The sequence below is a fragment of the Providencia burhodogranariea DSM 19968 genome (genome assembly GCF_000314855.2).
GTDB classification, from domain to species: domain Bacteria; phylum Pseudomonadota; class Gammaproteobacteria; order Enterobacterales; family Enterobacteriaceae; genus Providencia; species Providencia burhodogranariea.
Genome location: NZ_KB233224.1, coordinates 232,130 through 251,182 on the forward strand (window position 1 = coordinate 232,130; position 19,053 = coordinate 251,182).

General features: G+C 39.3%; 13 protein-coding genes. 9 read left to right on the forward strand and 4 right to left on the reverse strand.

Annotated elements, in window-relative coordinates:
- Positions 1-2 precede the first annotated feature (2 nt).
- From paaE to paaY, 9 genes are all read left to right on the forward strand, one after another.
- Positions 3-1,061 carry a 1,2-phenylacetyl-CoA epoxidase subunit PaaE gene (gene paaE / locus OOA_RS15065; protein WP_008913022.1) on the forward strand — a complete coding sequence of 353 codons (1,059 nt, stop codon included), beginning with the start codon at positions 3-5 and terminating at the stop codon, positions 1,059-1,061.
- 8 nt (positions 1,062-1,069) lie between these two features.
- Positions 1,070-1,843, forward strand: a complete 774-nt coding sequence (gene paaF, locus OOA_RS15070; protein WP_008913023.1) for a 2,3-dehydroadipyl-CoA hydratase PaaF — start codon at positions 1,070-1,072, stop codon at positions 1,841-1,843.
- A 1-nt stretch (position 1,844) separates the two neighbouring features.
- Positions 1,845-2,639, forward strand: a complete 795-nt coding sequence (paaG, locus tag OOA_RS15075; protein ID WP_008913024.1) for a 2-(1,2-epoxy-1,2-dihydrophenyl)acetyl-CoA isomerase PaaG — start codon at positions 1,845-1,847, stop codon at positions 2,637-2,639.
- A gap of 1 nt (position 2,640) precedes the next feature.
- A complete protein-coding gene (locus tag OOA_RS15080) occupies positions 2,641-4,179 on the forward strand; it encodes a 3-hydroxyacyl-CoA dehydrogenase (protein WP_008913025.1) in 1,539 nt (512 codons plus the stop codon).
- The gene (paaI, locus tag OOA_RS15085; protein WP_008913026.1) at positions 4,176-4,616 is read left to right on the forward strand and encodes a hydroxyphenylacetyl-CoA thioesterase PaaI; all 441 of its coding nucleotides are present in this window, start codon (positions 4,176-4,178) and stop codon (positions 4,614-4,616) included. Before OOA_RS15080 ends, paaI begins: the two co-directional genes overlap by 4 nt.
- Positions 4,613-5,815, forward strand: a complete 1,203-nt coding sequence (gene pcaF / locus OOA_RS15090; RefSeq protein ID WP_008913027.1) for a 3-oxoadipyl-CoA thiolase — start codon at positions 4,613-4,615, stop codon at positions 5,813-5,815. Before paaI ends, pcaF begins: the two co-directional genes overlap by 4 nt.
- Positions 5,816-6,043: 228 nt before the next feature.
- A complete protein-coding gene (gene paaK / locus OOA_RS15095) occupies positions 6,044-7,342 on the forward strand; it encodes a phenylacetate--CoA ligase PaaK (RefSeq protein WP_008913028.1) in 1,299 nt (432 codons plus the stop codon).
- Positions 7,343-7,503: 161 nt separating this feature from the next.
- Positions 7,504-8,442 carry a phenylacetic acid degradation operon negative regulatory protein PaaX gene (gene paaX, locus OOA_RS15100; RefSeq protein WP_008913029.1) on the forward strand — a complete coding sequence of 313 codons (939 nt, stop codon included), beginning with the start codon at positions 7,504-7,506 and terminating at the stop codon, positions 8,440-8,442.
- Between the two features lie 131 nt (positions 8,443-8,573).
- A complete protein-coding gene (paaY, locus tag OOA_RS15105; protein ID WP_008913030.1) occupies positions 8,574-9,167 on the forward strand; it encodes a phenylacetic acid degradation protein PaaY in 594 nt (197 codons plus the stop codon).
- A gap of 299 nt (positions 9,168-9,466) precedes the next feature.
- Here the strand turns inward: paaY and OOA_RS15110 are convergent, their stop codons facing one another.
- The 4 genes from OOA_RS15110 to bcsB form a co-directional block, all read right to left on the reverse strand.
- Positions 9,467-11,425, reverse strand: coding sequence for an EAL domain-containing protein (locus OOA_RS15110; protein ID WP_008913031.1), 1,959 nt, complete (start codon positions 11,423-11,425; stop codon positions 9,467-9,469).
- A gap of 570 nt (positions 11,426-11,995) precedes the next feature.
- Positions 11,996-15,508 carry a cellulose synthase complex outer membrane protein BcsC gene (gene bcsC, locus OOA_RS15115; RefSeq protein WP_008913032.1) on the reverse strand — a complete coding sequence of 1,171 codons (3,513 nt, stop codon included), beginning with the start codon at positions 15,506-15,508 and terminating at the stop codon, positions 11,996-11,998.
- Positions 15,508-16,602: a cellulose synthase complex periplasmic endoglucanase BcsZ gene (gene bcsZ, locus OOA_RS15120; RefSeq protein WP_008913033.1), complete on the reverse strand. Its 1,095-nt coding sequence runs from the start codon at positions 16,600-16,602 to the stop codon at positions 15,508-15,510. Before bcsZ ends, bcsC begins: the two co-directional genes overlap by 1 nt.
- A gap of 12 nt (positions 16,603-16,614) precedes the next feature.
- Positions 16,615-18,891, reverse strand: coding sequence for a cellulose biosynthesis cyclic di-GMP-binding regulatory protein BcsB (gene bcsB / locus OOA_RS15125; RefSeq protein ID WP_008913034.1), 2,277 nt, complete (start codon positions 18,889-18,891; stop codon positions 16,615-16,617).
- Positions 18,892-19,053 lie beyond the last annotated feature (162 nt).

The following is a 19,053-nucleotide window of genomic DNA, read 5'->3' on the forward strand; positions in this document are numbered from 1 at the left end:
ACATGACTGTATTTCATCGTTTAAGTATTTCTGCAATTGAGCGTGACACTCCGGATGCGGTTGCTGTGACCTTCTGTATTCCTGATGATCTACGCGATCAATATTACTACCGTCCAGGTCAGCATTTAACAGTAAAAGCATTCGTTAACGGAGAAAACCTGCGTCGCTGTTATTCCATCTGTAGCTCTCCTGATGAAGGAATATTAACGATTGGTGTTAAGGCTATTGATCAAGGTCGTTTTTCGAATTTTATTAACCAACAACTCAATGTTGGCGATAGCCTCGATGTGATGGTGCCGCAAGGCCAATTTGGCTATCAACCCGATATTCGTACTCAAGCCTACTACCTTGCTGTTGCTGCGGGTTCTGGTATTACACCTTTATTATCGATTATAAAATCGACACTACAAACCGAGCCTCACAGCAAGTTCACCTTAATTTACGGTAATAAAAATAGTCGCTCAGTCATGTTCAAAGAGAATATTTCAGATCTTAAAAATGAATTTGCTGAACGTTTCCAAGTTCTCTATTTATTCAGCCAAGAGCAGCAAGATAGCGCGCTACTCAGCGGTCGCATCAATAAGCCCCAATTAATGGCATTAGGGCAAACCTTACTCAATTTTAGTCAATTCGACCATGCCTTTGTCTGTGGTCCTGAAGAGATGATGGATGATGTCCAAACTGCCTTATCTGAATCTGGCATGAAGCCGGAACACATACACAGTGAACGTTTTAATACCACCGCTATGAAATTTCGCCCACCAGCGACTATGAACACCGATAACCGACAAGTCAGTATTCATCTCGATGGCCGCATGTTGACTATCAATATGGATAGCCAAGATGACAGCATTCTTGATGCTGCGCTACGCCAAGGTGCTGACCTACCTTACGCATGCAAAGGCGGTGTTTGTGCAACTTGTAAATGCAAGCTAAGGGCGGGAGATGTGGAAATGGGCGTGAATTACAGCCTGGAGCCAGACCAGATTTCCGATGGTTATATTCTGAGCTGCCAAGCATGGCCGAAAGGTGATGGCGTGGTACTGGATTTTGACGTCTAGGGGGCGATATGCAAACAGACTGGATTTTAGCACAAACAGCAAACCGTGTTCTGACGCTAACCCTTAACCGTCCCGAGGTTCGTAATGCCTTAAATACCGATTGCCTCGAACAGCTTGTTAAATACCTTGAGCAAGCTGATATCAACCCTGACATTGGTGCAGTGGTGATTACGGGTAATACACGTTTTTTCGCGGCAGGAGCTGATCTTAAAGAGCTGCAACAACAGACAGTGGCGACTGCAATAACGGATAGACGGCCTCAAGTTTGGCGACGTTTTTCTCAGGTGACTAAACCTATTATTAGCGCCGTGAATGGTTATGCCCTCGGTGCAGGTTTCGAACTGGTTCTTGCCAGTGACATAGTGATTGCCGGGGAATCAGCTCGTTTTGGTTTACCTGAAATTACCTTAGGACTGATACCCGGTGCGGGTGGAACACAACGTTTAGTGCGGAGTGTCGGTAAATCCCTTGCCATGCAAATGGTGCTCACAGGAGAGGCGATAAATGCACCGCGAGCGTTACAAGCGGGGCTAATCAATCAAATTTGTGTCGATAAATTAGTCGTGGAATATGCACAAAAAATTGCGAATCGCATAAGTGCTCATGCGCCATTAGCAATAAAAGCCGCCAAAGCTGCCATTAATGCAGCACAAGAAATGTCATTGTCTGATGGCTTACAGCTTGAGCGCCAATATTTTGTCAGTTTAGCTGGCACTGATGACCGTCGTGAAGGCATCAATGCTTTTTTTGAAAAACGGCCGCCGAAATTTACAGGACAATAATATGCAAAACAACGCAATGATACTGACAAAGCAGGAAAATGGGGTGCTCACCATCACATTGAATCGCCCTGATAAGCTCAACAGTTTCAATGATGAAATGCATCAACAACTCAGTGAGGCGCTAAAAATTGCTGAACGCGAAGATACCGTCCGTTGTTTAGTCATTACGGGATCAGGTCGTGGTTTTTGTGCGGGACAAGATCTCAATGATCGTAATGTCTCGATCGGCACAGAAACACCTGATTTAGGCTATTCCGTCGAGACTTTTTATAATCCTTTAATTCGCAGGCTAATTGCCTTGCCTAAACCCATTATATGCTCAGTAAATGGCGTTGCCGCAGGTGCTGGTGCTGCTATTGCTTTAGCGGGCGATATTGTTATTGCTGCCAAAAATGCCAATTTTATTCAATCTTTTTGCCGCTTAGGGCTCGTTCCTGACTCCGGAGGTAGCTGGTTTTTACCTCAATTAGCAGGGCATGCGAGAGCCATGGGGATGGCATTACTGGGTGATAAAATCAGCGCAGAACAAGCCTTACAGTGGGGCATGATCTGGCAAGTGACCGAAAGTGACGCATTAGCCTCAACCGTTAATACATTAGCTCAGCACCTAGCGACTCAGCCAACCTATGGTTTGGGGCTAATTAAGAAAGCTATCTACAGTGCTGCAACCAATACATTAGATGAACAACTCGATCTTGAATGCGATTTACAGCGACTTGGCGGACGCAGTGAAGACTACCGCGAAGGTGTTGATGCTTTTTTGAATAAACGCGAACCCAAGTTCAAAGGACGCTAACATGACCTCCACTTTCAAAACAGTTGCCGTTATTGGTGCGGGTACAATGGGAGTCGGCATAGCGCAAGTTGCAGCGAGTGCTGGCCATACAGTGCTCCTGTTTGATATCAATAAACAAGCGCTTGAAAAAGCAAAAATATCCTTGAATGAACGGCTTTATCGACGTGTTCAGCAAGGTAAGGTTGGTGCCCAATCAACAAACGAACTACTAGCACGCATCACGCTTGTTTATACTCTTACCGAGTTGGCTCCAGCCCAATTAGTCATTGAAGCTGTCGCTGAAAAATTAGCCGTAAAACAAGCGATTTTTGGCGAACTTGAACGTATTTGCCTACAAGATACCCTATTTGCTAGCAACACTTCCTCATTATCCATCACAGCAATAGCTAGCCAATTAAAGTACCCTGAGCGCCTTGCTGGCCTGCATTTTTTCAACCCAGCCCCTGTGATGAAACTCGTCGAGGTGATCCATGGGCGAGAAACAACCGATGCTGTGATTGAACAGCTAAAAACACTCACTTTGTCTTGGGGGAAAATTCCCGTTATCTGCCGCTCAACACCCGGTTTTATTGTTAACCGAGTCGCAAGGCCTTTCTATGCAGAAACACTGCGTGCGCTTGAAGAAAAAATTGCTGATCCTGCAACACTCGACAGTGTTTTGCGTGATGCTGGCGGTTTCTCCATGGGGCCATTACAACTCACTGACCTTATTGGCCATGATGTTAATTACGCGGTGACCAACTCGATTTTTCAGGCTTCTGGTTATGACCCTCGTTTTCAAACTTCATTTGAGCAACTGGAACTCGTTCAAGCTGGACATTTAGGGCGAAAAACAGGTTGTGGCTTTTATCATTACGGTGAAAACAAAACGCTGTCGAGTGCCAAAATTGCAGAAAAAGTGATTCTAAACAACCCTCTGGTCGTAACTGCTCGAGGCGATTGGCAAACTTTTCCTGAATTCGCACAACTATTACGGCAAAACGAGATCCTTCTCGAAGAATCTAAATCAGATTGCCTGAGTATTCCGACACTTCTAATTGATAATGTTATTGTTATGTTAACGAACGGAGAGCTCTCTTCAGTATTGGCACAGAGGCTAAACCAAAGTGTTGTTCAATTTGATTTATCGGCTGATTATGCTCAAGCAACCATCATTGCTATCAGCTGCGCCATGCAAAATAGTCATCAAGACAATCAAACTGTGATCGCCTTTTTTCAATCGCTAAACAAGGATGTGATTGTGTTACCCGACTATCCCGGCCTATTAACTTTGCGTACGGTTGCCATGTTGTGCAATGAAGCATTGGATGTCGTGAACAAAGGCATTGCCAGTCCAGAGGATACCGATAATGCCATGCGCTATGGCGTTAACTATCCCAAAGGCCCGCTCACTTGGGGTAAGCAAATTGGTTGGCAAAATATTCTTAATACCCTTGAACAGTTAACCTTGTTTTATGCAGATGGCCGTTATCGAGCAAACCCACTGTTACGGCAGCTTGCTGCCGGTTACCTCTCATTACCCAACAAGGAGTTGCAATGAGCACACAAACGCAAATCACGCTGGCTCAGCAATCTGCACAAATCATGTATCAGGATGATGCCTGTGCCAAAGCAATGGGTATGGTGATTGAAATGGTGACCGAAGGGATAGCCCAAATCTCAATGAAAGTGACACCACAAATGCTAAATGGCCATAAGACTTGCCATGGTGGACAACTGTTTAGCCTTGCTGATACCACATTTGCTTATGCCTGTAATAGTCATGGCCTTGCAGCCGTCGCCTCAAGTTGCTCTATTGATTTTATACGGCCTAGCTTTGAGGGTGAACAGCTTACAGCTACAGCTCAAGTTAAGCATCAAGGCAAACGTACTGGCTTATATGAAGTAGAAATTATTAATCAAGAAGGCAAAATCGTTGCTTGGTTTTATGGCCGCGCGCATCGCCTAGGTCATCGTTTAACAGGGGAAATATCATGAGAGAAGCCTTTATTTGTGATGGTATCAGAACTCCAATCGGCCGTTATGGTGGCTCACTTTCTTCTTTACGCCCTGATGATCTCGCCGTTATTCCCTTAAAAGCGCTGATGGAAAGGCACCCTCAATTGGACTGGTCACTAACCGATGACATTATCCTTGGCTGTGCGAATCAAGCCGGCGAAGATAACCGCAATGTCGCGCGTATGGCAGGTTTATTAGCAGGGCTTCCTTTATCTGTTTCTGGAACCACAATCAACCGCCTCTGTGGTTCAGGTTTAGATGCGATTGCTCTTGCGTCTAGAAGCATCAAGGCTGGAGAAGCTGGGCTAATGATTGCCGGAGGAGTTGAATCAATGAGCCGAGCGCCCTTTGTGATGGGTAAAACGGATTCCGCCTTTTCACGGCAATCCCAGCTATTTGATACCACCATTGGCTGGCGTTTTATCAATCCACTAATGGAAGAGCAGTTTTCTACGGATTCGATGCCTGAAACAGCCGAAAACGTAGCTCAGGAATATCATGTTAGCCGAGCAGATCAAGATACCTTTGCATTACGCAGCCAACAACGTACTGAGCGAGCACGTAAAGACGGTATTTTTGCACAAGAGATTATTCCTATCACCATCAAACATCGTAAAGGTAATGTGCTTGTCACTGAAGATGAACACCCGCGGCCAGAAACCACATGGGAACAACTACAAAAGCTAAAAGCGCCCTTTCGTGAAAATGGCTCAGTCACTGCGGGTAATGCATCTGGTGTCAATGATGGTGCAGCGGCATTAATTATCGCCTCACAAGAAATCGCAAAAGCTCAAGGATTAACCCCAAAAGCACGTATTATTGCCTCTGCAACTTGTGGCGTTGAGCCACGGCTCATGGGACTCGGCCCCTTACCAGCTATTCGAAAAGTTCTCAAAATGGCACAGTTGACCATAGAGCAAATGGATGTGATTGAGCTAAACGAAGCTTTTGCCGCTCAAGCACTCGCGGTTCTCCGAGAACTCGGCCTATCTGATGATGCCCCTCAAATTAACCCAAATGGTGGAGCCATTTCATTAGGTCATCCTCTTGGCATGAGTGGCGCAAGGCTAGCCATCGCTGCGACCAATCAGTTACATCGCCAACAAGGGCGTTATGCCCTATGCACCATGTGTATAGGTGTCGGGCAAGGAATTGCCATGATTATTGAACGTGTTTAAAAAAATAAATACACCTCAAATTCTCCGCAGGATAGCTTGGAGAATAAAGGGAATAAATATAAAAAACGGCCTGATACCCTACACCTGCTCAGGCTAATAGATGACTCACTTTAAACCATTGATTTAAAGATAATTTATATACCTAAATAATTCGAGCGTGGCTAGGAGCCATAAGTATAGTCAACGCAATCACTCGAAATATCACGGGTATAATGAGGAACTGCAATTATGAGCATAATTGATCCAATCGAATTCGCATCTCGTGATGAAATCGAGGCATTACAGCTATCACGACTGAAGTGGACACTCACTCACGCCTATGAAAATGTACCAATGTATCGTAAAAAATTCGATGCTGTAGGCATTCACCCAGATGATTTTAAGCAACTCAGTGATATCGAAAAATTTCCTTATACCACCAAGCAAGATTTACGCGAAAATTATCCCTTCGATACTTTCGCTGTTCCAATGGAGCAAATTACTCGCATTCATGCTTCTTCGGGTACGACAGGCCGTCCAACTGTTGTTGGGTATACCCAGCAAGACATTGATAATTGGGCTGACTTAATTGCTCGCAGCCTGCGCTCTGCGGGAGCAACAAAAGGAGACAAAATCCATGTTGCGTATGGTTACGGGCTATTTACTGGCGGGCTGGGCGCACATTATGGCGCTGAACGCCTTGGTGCTGCGGTTATTCCCATGTCAGGTGGCCAGACCGAAAAACAAGCCCAGTTGATTGCTGATTTCAAACCTGATGTCATCATGGTTACGCCATCTTATTGCCTTAGCATTATTGATGAACTTGAAAAAATCATGGGTGGAGATGCTAGCAAGTGCTCACTTCGGTTAGGGGTATTTGGTGCTGAGCCTTGGACAGAAGCACTCAGAAGCGAGATTGAAACTCGTTTGGGTATCAAAGCATTAGATATCTATGGCTTGTCGGAAATTATGGGACCCGGTGTCGCCATGGAGTGTGCTGATGCAGGTGAAAGTGGGCCAACCATCTGGGAAGATCACTTTTATCCTGAAATTATCTCACCAAATACACTCCAAACACTCTCATCAGGTGATAAAGGTGAGTTAGTGTTCACTACGCTAACAAAAGAGGCTATGCCTGTTATCCGCTATCGTACACGCGATTTAACTCACCTAATGCCAGGTGTAAATCGTCATATGCGCCGCATTGGAAAAATTACGGGTCGTTCTGATGACATGATGATTATTCGTGGTGTTAATGTCTTCCCATCACAAATAGAAGAGCAAATCATGCAATTCAACGAGCTTTCTCCACACTACCAACTCGAAATCAGCCGTAATGGCAACATGGATAGCTTAGCGATCCGTGTTGAATTAAAGCAACCGGAAATACTTACTTATGATGAGCGCTGTAATATCTGCCATAACCTCAAACATCGTATCAAATCGATGGTTGGTGTTAGCACACGTATTAGTATCGTCAATTGTGGTGATATTCCTCGCTCACAAGGTAAAGCGGCTAGAGTGGTAGATACTAGAATTACCATATAAAACATAAAATTAAGGCACACAATCCGCTATTTAGATAAGTATGCCTTAATCACTGACTTCTTTTAAAGTCTCATTTTGAAATGCAAATGGAAGACAACATCTATGTTTATGTCTACTATTTATGAATATATTTGATACAGAAATTTGCCAGGCAATAAAAAATGGAAACAAAACTCAGTCAATTTATTCAACATGCGCTAGACAGCCAGCCAATCAGTGGAACCTCTCTGATTATTTCACTCTATGGCGATGCCTTTCAGTACCGAGGCGGCGAAGTTTGGCTTGGTAGTCTGACTAATTTGTTAGAACCAATGGGATTTAGCGACCGTTTTGTACGCACCTCGGTATTTCGTTTGCAGAAGGAAGGCTGGCTGGATATTGAAAAAATTGGCCGCCGCAGCTATTACCGCATATCCGAGCGTGGGCAAAATCAATTTCGCCATGCAGAAAGTAAAATTTATCAAAGTGAGCAATCAAAATGGGACGGCAAATGGGACTTATTGCTACTTGAAGCCGCAGATAAAGATGAGAAAGTTAGGCTAAAAAAAGAACTCAGCTGGCTAGGGTTTGGTCAATTTAATGCCTCATTAATGGCCGCTCCCAGCAACGCACAAAGTGATATTCCTTCATTATTAAGTGAATTAAAAGCCGCAGAGTCGGTAGTCTATTTTCGAGCCGATTATCCTTATAATCGCTCTGAAAAAAGTCTAAAAGAGCTCGTATCGAGCAGTTGGTCACTACAAGATGTTGCTGAACATTATCATCAGTTTATTGTGTTATTCCGCCCACTGGCATTATTGCTAAAAGATTTATCAGATGAACAAATATCACCTGAACAATGTTTCCAGTTACGTTTATTGTTAATTCACTTTTATCGTCGGGTTGTTTTAAAAGACCCACTATTACCTGATGAACTTCTACCCGTACAGTGGGAAGGAGAGATAGCGAGGCATCTCTGTACCAATATCTATCAGCGCATTGAGCAAGCAGCGACACGATATGTCAGTGAAATCTGTGAGACAACCGTGGGTGAATTACCCTACCCCTCAGCATATTACTTCCGACGCTTTGGCGGTGTTTTAAAAGAGATAGCTGCATAATAGATTTAATGACAGATATTTTACATAACTCAAATTATATTTAGAAAATAGCGATGCAACTTGGCGTATAACGGGTATTTGATGTTTTACGAATAAGTATCACGAATAAGTACTTTAAATGGAGTAATAACATGCCCTACTACCAAATAGATGGTATCACGCCGGTTGTCAGTCCTGAGAGTTTTGTACATCCAACTGCCGTGATTATTGGTGATGTGATCATTGGTAAACATGTTTATATTGGCCCCAATGCCAGTTTACGAGGTGATTTTGGTCGCTTAATCATTAAAGATGGTGCCAATGTTCAAGACAATTGTGTCATGCATGGTTTCCCACAGTACGACACTATTATTGAAGAAGATGGACATATTGGTCACGGAGCCATTTTACACGGCTGCCATATTAAGCGTAACGCTTTAGTTGGCATGAATAGTGTGATCATGGATGGCGCAATTATTGGTGAGAACTCAATTGTTGGCGCTTGTGCTTTTGTTAAAGCGGAAGCTGTTTTTGCAGATAATACACTGATTGTTGGTACACCCGCAAAAGCATTAAGAACACTCACAGAAAAAGAAATTGCATGGAAGAGTAGCGGTACACGCGATTATCAAACTTTAGTCATTCGTTGCCAGCAGAGCCTTAAAGAAGTCGAGCCTCTCACACAAGAAGAGCGAAACAGGCCAAAATTGGCATTTGATGGAATAATTCCCAAATCAGTGCTTTAGTTAGTTTCATTGATTAAAGCACTCATATTTGAGTGCTTTAGTTAGTTTCATTGATTAAAGCACTCATATTTGAGTGCTTTAAGTTCATGGATGCTAGAACTGTTAACCTTTCATGCTTATATTGCTTCTAGTAAAAATGAGTAAAATAAACGCTATTTGAATATGTTAATAAACTTTATTCTAAAAGCAACATTAGGAGCTCAATTAAAAGATATTTCACTTATTTACTTTGAATCCAAAATTACTCTTAAAGTTCAAATGTTCCTGATTAATAAATATCCTAACCATATTGATTTTACTTACTGATACTTACGGTTGAAATCACCTACGGGCAGTGCAGGTGAAATCCAGTACCCTTGTATGTAATGAATTCCGTTAGCCAGCAACCAATCACATTTTTCTTTTGAATCAACACCCTCTGCAATAATATCAATAGATAACGCAGTTCCAATAAGACCAATGACCCTAACTAACGAATTATCATCATGAATTTGATCGAGTAAACTTTTATCTATTTTGATTATATCAACAGGTAAATTATTTAAGTAATTTAGTCCCGCATAGCCAATACCAAAATCATCGAGGGCTATTTTAACACCCAGTTCACGTAATTCTTTTAATTGTTCTGCTGTTCGAATAATATTCGATATACAAGCAGTCTCTGTGATTTCTATATGTAACTTATTACCCGGTATCTCAAACTCAATTAATTTTTCTTTAATAGATGCAATGAACCCATCATGAGAAAGCTGAACTCCAGATACATTAAGTGAGATTGGGATATCAATGCCTAAAATACGCCAATTTGATAGTACTTTTAAAGACTGCATTAATACCCAGTCTCCGAGAGGAACTATTCCGCCCATTTCTTCTGCTAAAGGAATGAAATCAGCTGGTGAATTAATGTTACCGTTATCTGTCGTCCAACGAACAAGAGCTTCTGCGCCACTGAGTTTATTTGTCCTAATATCTACTTGTGGTTGTAAATATAAGGAAAACTCACCATTTTCAAGTGCTTTCACAATTTGAGCTTCTTGGACTAATCGTTCTTTTGCTTTATCTGTTAGGCTTGGTTCAAAGAAAACTATCTGATTTTTACCTTCACGCATCGCCATATTAATAGCCGATGTTGCTTGTGCAATCATATCTTCTGCAAATATTTGGGACTCAGTGACTGTTTCTACATTATTTTTTTGATAAGAAATACCAATTCGGGCTATTGAGCGTAATGTCATCTCTTGAACAGAAACAACATCAGTTACAACAGACATCAAATTTTGGGCAATACGCATAACTTGATAAGGATTATCAGTTTCACGTAATAAAACGATAAAACGATCAGGTGCTATTTGCCCTAAGAGATCGGTTTGTTCTATTCCAGATTTCATTCTAGTCACTAACTTTCTAATTAATATTTGTTGCTGTTCTGCATTTAAAACGCCAATTGTTTCTTGTAACGTTTCAACGACAATAATAATCAGCCCAGTTGAGGAACCATAAGATGATAATAAATATTGCTCAAATACGGGTTGAAACAAAGTCATATTTGGTAGTAATGAAATCGGGTCATGCGTCGATAGCTGGCTAATAGACTTTTTCGCTTTTTGTAACGCTCTTTGATTATCATTATAGCTTCGAACCAACATACTTAGCTCATCATGCTCATCTTCAAATGATAATGTTAGTTGATGAAATTTATCATCATTTTGAGGCACCCCTTTAAGCTGGTATGTTAATGATTTTAAAGGTGCAATTATTCTTTTCTTTAACTGCCAACTTAGGCAAAAAATTAATATAGCAGATAAAATAGTATAGCTTAAAAATAATGAAATAAACCTAATCCAAAATAACTGATAGGCATGCATAGTATTTGTATATAACGTTATATACCCAATAACTTGTTTTTTACCTTCAACCGGAGATGAATATATAGGTGTTCTTTTTAAAATTTGAATATCGATTATTTTTGAATACCATTCTGTATAGTTATGAAGATATAAAGAGTACTTAACATTATTTTTATTATTTTTATTATCAATAAATTCTAATTTTTCTATCTCAGTAATATTGACTAAGTCATCTAGTAATGAATTGATTTTTTTATCATTATTGCTTTCTATCGCTTCTGAGAGAATAGGAACTGCAAGAAATGAGATATTCTCTAGATTTTTGGTATAGATAGTTTTTCTTTGTTCTACAAAGAGATAGAATTGAACTATCGTAAAAAGACAGATCAAAACTGACGAAGCAATCGACATAATAACAATATACTTTCTAGTCAGAGATCGACGGACTCGCAAATTTAGCTCCTAAATGCAACATAATTTACTAAAATAACAGATACCAGTTAAGGAGTATCCGTATTTTACAATAAAGCAACGCTTTCATCGTAGACTAAATGTAAAAAATTAACAATATAATCAATCTCATATATTACGTAAGAATTCAAAAATAATCTCACTTTGTTTGTCAATGCATCATTGCATATCCATTTCTAAAAAATATAGTATAAAGAAGATCCAATAATAAAATTATCAATATTAGTCTCTTTTTTTATTTTCTTGCCTGTATATACTTAACGAAAATTTCAACTCTTAATGTAATGCCATTTCAAGTAAAACTTATTGATATTAAAGATAAAATTACTTACAACTACATTTTAAGTAATTATTATATATATAATATTAAAAATAATTCGAGTTGATTTAAGTCGAATGGAAAATCATCTAACAATTAATGTTAATTATATGATTAAATTAGAAAAAATAATGACCTATCTTAACAACCCCTACCATATTATTTGATATATGGTAGGGATAAATTGTTCATTATTTAAAATCAGCGTACGGAACTAAAGGTTGAGGTGGTATATCCAAATTTCCAGACCACCCATCAACAGAGTATCGTAAATATAATAATGCATGGCTTGGTGTATAATCTTTAGCTTGCTGAATATCAATAGAAGCACCAATAAACCAGTTCGGTGTTATTCTACGCTCAACTAAAAATGTCGTTGTATAGCCAATACTTTGTCCATACTTTCCTTTACTATTTCCAGAACTTCTCAGGATATCTTTATCACTTCCGCTTAAGTTATTCGCTTCAATCAGACGTGAAACAGGATATCTATTTTCATCTTTAGTATGAGAGTAAGACCAGGACACCGAACCTGCCAGCTCCCATGACCAATCCTCATTTCGCTGGCGATAATTTATAGGTAGACCAAAAGATATATATTGTTGTGGGCTATAATATCCGCCTTGGCCTAAAGTGTAACCACTCAAATCTTTTTGATAATGCCAAAGCATATTACTCAAACCAATAGAAACTTGACGGTCAGAGTCATTAATGACTTTATAGTAATATCCCCCCATCCAGCGGAGACTTTCGTTATTAGCCACATTTTTTCCAGTTATAACATCTCCGGTCACATCTCCCCAGAATCCATGTCTACCACCTAGATCATGGCTGCCACTTAATCCAATTCCAGTTCGACGTACACCTCCCCACGTTATATTTGTATTTGGATCTTTTTGGCCTCCAAAGGCTAATAATGAACTGGCAATAGGTCGGCGATGCGCATTGAATGTTAAACCAACATCGCCAATTTTATCACTATATTCTATACCGCCAACCCAGTCAGTAACTTCAAAACCTAATGGTGTTGTACCTATATCAAAACGAAGGCTGTCATTTTTCCAGCCTATCGCTAAACTATTTCCGCTATAACGCTGTTTTTTATCCCCGCTACAAGCAACATCATAGCAAGTACCAAACTCTTGACCCTCGCTATTCTTCAAATGACCCGAATTAAGGTTCACATTATCAATTCGTAGAAAAAGTGAACCATCTACTAATGGAATATCACTTTGCAGCATTGTAGTTTGTGCGCGAAGTTTAGAATAACCACTTTTACCACTCGAGCCCCAATAGTCGTACTCTAGTGTAAAACGAACATCATCTTTTTTTGCTAAGTCTTCCGTATCTGAACGAATACTACTTTCTAACCAACTATCCGTTTCATTATGCTTAGTAAGATAAGTTAAACGTTCGCGATTCTCAGGCATTGAATCTGTCATTCCTAGGGCAACCATCGCTTTCGCATATCTATCTAATGCAACATCTCGTTGATTATTTTTGCCAAGCACTCGCGCAGAATCTCTTAATACTAAGGCTGAGTCTTCATTAGCTAATGCTGGGTTTTTATCAATTAAATGATTAAATATTTTATTTGCTTGTTCTATATCCCCACTCTCAGCAAGAATATTAGCAATCTGTCGTTGGTTATTGATTGAATAAGTTTCCAATACCCTAGAATCAGATATAGCCTTAATTTTCGTCATCGCTTGATACGATTTATTCAAGCCCAATAACGCTTGAATTTCTCCTACTTGAGCTGATTCATTTTCAGGCTCAGTCGCTAAAATTTGCTGATACCCTTCTAATGCTCGTTGAAATTGATTATTTTCTAAATGCCAATCAGAAAGTAATGATAATTTTCTAATTTTATTAGAGGCGGTATCAGGCAACTTTTGAATTAACAAAATAGCTTCTTGCTCATGCCCTGCTTGCTTGAGCTTTAATGCATCAACGAGAACTTGATTAAATTCTAATTGCTGATGAAGTTCTTCAATATTTTCATTCCACTGACTGCGAGGTAACGAATTGATGACTTTCAACGCATTATTCGATTGATCGTTTGTAAAGTAATACAACGACTTAATATAAAAAGCATCAGGATTATTAGGGTTATTACGGGTCACTGCTTGAATAATATTCTCAGCTTTCTGAGCATCATTAAGAGTATAATAACTTTTTGCTAGATGGTATGAGTTCCATAGGTTATCAGGATCCAACTGTAGAATCTGCTGCCTAACCTTAATTGCAATATCAGTATCTTTCTTTTTATCTGCTTGCTCGGCAAGATCTCCAAGCACTTTAGAGTATAAATAAGGGCCTTTATCATTAACAAGACGTTTTTGAGCTGGAGATAATGATTCTAAGAACTGATAGGCTTTATCTGATGATTGTAAAAAATATAGCTCAGTTATTCTTTGAATTGCATTAATATTTTTTTCATCAAATTGGAAAGCAGATAAATAATACTGTTCAGCCTTTTGAAACTCTTTCTCATGAGCATATGTATTGCCTAACCCAATGAGTGCTTGTATACCTTTGGGATTAATTTTTAACGCAGTAAAGAAATAAGATTGTGCCTTCTGATATTGGCCATCTTCAATAGCCTTGTCAGCAAATGAAATTAATGACCAATATTTATTAGAGTTCAATCCCTCGCGCCAATAAATACTATCTTTATGATTTTTATCAGCATTTAATGCTGCTGATAAAAATTTTACGGCTTGATTATATTGCCCTTGCTGTGAATAAATAAGACCAATTTCGCCAAGTAATTCAGCATCATTTGACTTATTTTTCAATCCTTTAAGTAACAAAGGCAAAGCTAGTTTTTGTTCTTTAGCTGACTTACTACCTAATATTCGCATTCCCTCCGCACGAGAATAAAAAGCAGGATCCTTCATCTGTTGCTGTTGTTTTAAAAGTATCTTTTTAGCTGATTCTCGCTGCTCTTTTGCTGTAGGAAAAAGCCCTATCATCCTTTCTAATGCAGAAATACTTTTAGTACTTGTTGGCCAATTTTGAACCTCGTATAACCATAAGTTAGCCGCAATAAGTTCATTCTCTTTTCCTTTTCCCGATAATTGAGTTAAAAGTGAGAACGAATTTTCTGTTTTACCAAAATAAAAATATCGTCGTGCTAAAGTTTCAATAACCAAAGCATTATCAGGATTCTCTTCATAAAGCGATTTTAATTTTTCTAAAGTTTCCTCTTTCTTATTGGGCGCATAAAAATAAACGTTCAGATACTCAATATGCAAACTAATTGTTGGGTAAGTACCCTCAAATAATTTATCGTATAATGTAACCGCCAGTGCGTGATTATCATCTTTAACCGCTTGTCTAGCTTCTTGTAATAAGTTAATCCCATCTGTACTAGACAAATGTTGACCTACTAAAGCTTCCTTCAAAGCATCAGAATTGGGAGATATCTTTTTTAATGAAACTATTAGCTCATCTGCTTTTTCAGTTTCACCTTGGCGAAGATAATAGCGAACTTTAGCCGCAATAAAATCAGGGTTATTTGCATCAATAAGCTCTAATCTAAATAATGCCTCTTCAACAATATCCTCCCTAAATGCATTCTCACCATTTTTAATTTGTGTAAGTAGCGAGATTTGCTGTGGAGAATTATTAGCATATAAAGATGAACTGAGAAGTGTATTAATAGCCAATACACTAAAGATTAAAGAGAGCTTGTTCATTATTGCTTCCAATTTGGGATTAACTGGCCTTGCTTATCAAAGGTAAAATATTTCTTTGTCGAACCTTGTGAAAATAACTTCAATACATAGCTATAATAGACATCGTCTCCAAGAATATCCGTTTCGATTTTTTTTTCTAAAATAGAAGCAACGGTTGTATTACCTATCGCAATCGGTAATAACGCATAAGCCATACCTACATTTCCATAACCTTGAGATTTTCCCGTACTTACATCAACTCTTTCTGGTGGGTATCCTAAATCAGAAACAAGCGATAACATGGGCTGCCACTGTTTTATTAATAATATTCTTTCTTCATTGTTTTCCGGTAACATACCTATCCATAAGTAAGAGCGTATTGAGTCATAGCTTCCCATGCCTTGAGTTCCTTCAACTCTCTGCAACCCTTTTCCTTCTTTCCACCATATCCAGTCAGGTACAAAACCCTTAACCGATGATTTCTGCAATAACTGTATACTGGTTTTTTCAATTTCCTTCCATGGGCTACCAACTTGTGCAAAACGAGCCATGAGTTGTGGTGGCTGATAACTTGGATTTAGCTTCCACTCATTACCATGTACAAAGCCAACTTTTCCGGGTAATAGCATCCAGCCAAGCCCTGGAATATCCATTGTTTCTTCATTAGCGATTCGTTTTAATAATAAAAGCCCTTTCGACTTATATTTATCAATATTCCATAAACGCCCAGCTTCTAGTAACGAGTAGGCAATCCATGCATCAGAATCTGAAGCAGAGTTACTATCAATAACCCCCCAGTTGCCATTAGATTGCTTACCCCACAGCCAAGCAGGCAAATTTGAGGTTATATCTCCTTCAGATAAATTATTTTCTGTCCACTCAAGTAAATTTTGAAAGGCTTCTTTATCGTTTGCAACTAAAGCAAAAAACAGAGCATAGCTTTGCCCTTCTGATGTTGTGACTTTATTTTCAGTGCTTGGATCAATTACCCGCCCATCAGAGCTGATATATTCCTGTTTAAAGTAATCCCACTCAGGCCATTGAGTGCTGGCCTGAGCTGAAGTTAAACTCACAGTGAATAAAATAGATAGTATGCAAGAGATAACTATTCTCATCTTTTTAACCTACTATTTGGACAATAAACGGCGTCGACTGATTGAACTCATGATTTTCCATAATAAAAGCCCACAAATAATCACGACAGCAACTGCTAAAAATGAAAGTAAAATAGGATGTGTCATAAATACAGCCCAAACTTTTTCCCACCATGGCAAATAACCCACATAGTATATTTCACCTACGCGTACACTATTCACTCCAGAATCTCTAATAACTGAAACACTGTCTGACACAAAGTTTCTTTGACCGCTATCAGCTATCGTATTATTTAATAAAGAGAATCCTTTAGGATTATCAGCAAGCAAGGCGACTATACTACGATGCTCATTAAACGGAGATTGAAAACCAATAATAGCCGCAATATTTCCTTGAGAAGTAACTGTAGTTTGGCTATTCACCGCACTATCATTTGCTCTTGGACTCACCGCCAAAATAGGTGCTGGTCTCATTGGCATTTTTATCCAGCTTTTTGTTTTATTTAGTAATAGCTCTAAATTTTGATCATTTTTGAGTAATTCATCAGACATTTCCCCTATGAATAGAATATCGGCATCTTTATTTTTTGCTGAATTCCAATCATCTGTTAGTGAAACATTGATCGCAGGGAAACCCGTTTGTGCACCAATCATTCCCATCGTATTTAATAGCGTGGAAACCTGTTCAGCGGACGCTTGAGAGGATGTTAAGACAATCGTTTCTGATAGATCTGCCATACGCGAGAATGGAAATCCTGACTGGCTAAATGCACGTAAATCGGGCATGGCCATATAATGGCGGTAACCTGAAAAGTCGATAGTTGAGTTTTCATCAATAGTGACTGTATTCGGTATCGGTTGATAAGTAACACATTGTTCCGCTGAACCGCCTGCGATCGGATTACTATAATTAAACGTAAATTTTAATTGATTCTTTTCGCCTAATTTTAATGCAGGAATATCTAAGCTGTTATCAGGATAAAATAATCCCTGTACAAATGGGAGGCGCGTTAATAATGAGACCTCTTTTTGATTCGGTAAAAGCGCTTGAGATTTAATCAGTTGATCATTAAGGCTAACCAACATTTTAGAACCATCTTCTGTATTTGGCGCGGTATAACGATAGTCCAACCGCATTTCAATTCCTGAATCACGGAAAGTAAACAAATCAGGTGGCAAGCTTAAATCAACAGAAATAGGTTTAGGATTCAACCCCGTTGATTGTAGTTGACCTTTGTAACTCACTAATTCAGCAAAGGAAATTGGTTTATCTGTTCTTACCCAGTTTGGTGCATCGTAAGGAACCCTAGGCGACAACATATCAATCTTATCAACGCTTACTGCTGAGCCACGGAACAACAGCTCACCTTGAGCAATCCCTTTGGCGGCCTGTATTAAATCATCGTCATTACGACCTTGAACTAGCAATAATTTAATATACGGATTATCCGGGTGACTAATCATTTCAATCATAGGCCCTTGAACTTCAGGGAAGTCAGCCAGAAATTTGGGGCGCTTTTCATTCGTCATAAATACAACACTATGGCGATCTGGTAATTCATCTGTAAATACAGGGTAATTCTGATTACGCCATTTTGCCTTGGTACCAAGCCACGATGTCAGAATTGCTGCTGCATTTTGCTGTTTAATACTTGCAGCTTGACTAAAAATAATAGGTAAAGTCAGTTCACCTAAATCTCTTGAATCAAAAAAAGGAATTGGGAAATTTGAGAGATCGTTCTTCAACGCAAGCGCTTCAACATTCATATTCAAGTTACTTGCTTGGCTGACATCTAACCATAGCGTTGTACTAGCAGGGTTTTCACAAATATCACGATAGTGGCCAACAAACTCCATCCGAATTTGGTTAAAATCTTTTATATAACGTGTGTCTATGGGCAAGCTAGCTTTGGTTTTTTTGCCAAGGTCTTCTTTTTTAATTGCTAATACACCCATTAACTCGTCGTTTAAAAAAACTTTTAATTGTGATTCTATGGGTAATAAAGAAGGGGATGGCGTGAACTCTAAATTTAAAAGCGCACTGGTCACCATTTGATCACTACGTACACCAAATTGAACATTTTCATCTGGTTGAACGCCTTTTAAATGAATAGGTCCATTTATAGGCGAAATTTTTGCGAAAGATAAATCTATATCCCATGTAGGTACAATAACCGATTGAATATCCGATTCAGGAACATGAGTCAAATTATCTTGAGTAAGGTTGCTTCCAATTGATTCAAGAGCTGCATAACTGGAGCTAGCCATACTCAGTATCGCAGCCATTATTAATAAACTTTTTTTTCTCATTTTTAATATCATCATTATAAATTTATACAAGGTCATAACTGAACTGATCGGCTACACCGTAAGACTTCAAGCTGTATTGTGTACACAGTGAATAAAAACCACTCAACGACCAGAACCACATATTTAATGTGGTTTTAGGAATAGCTGTATTTATTGCCTGCA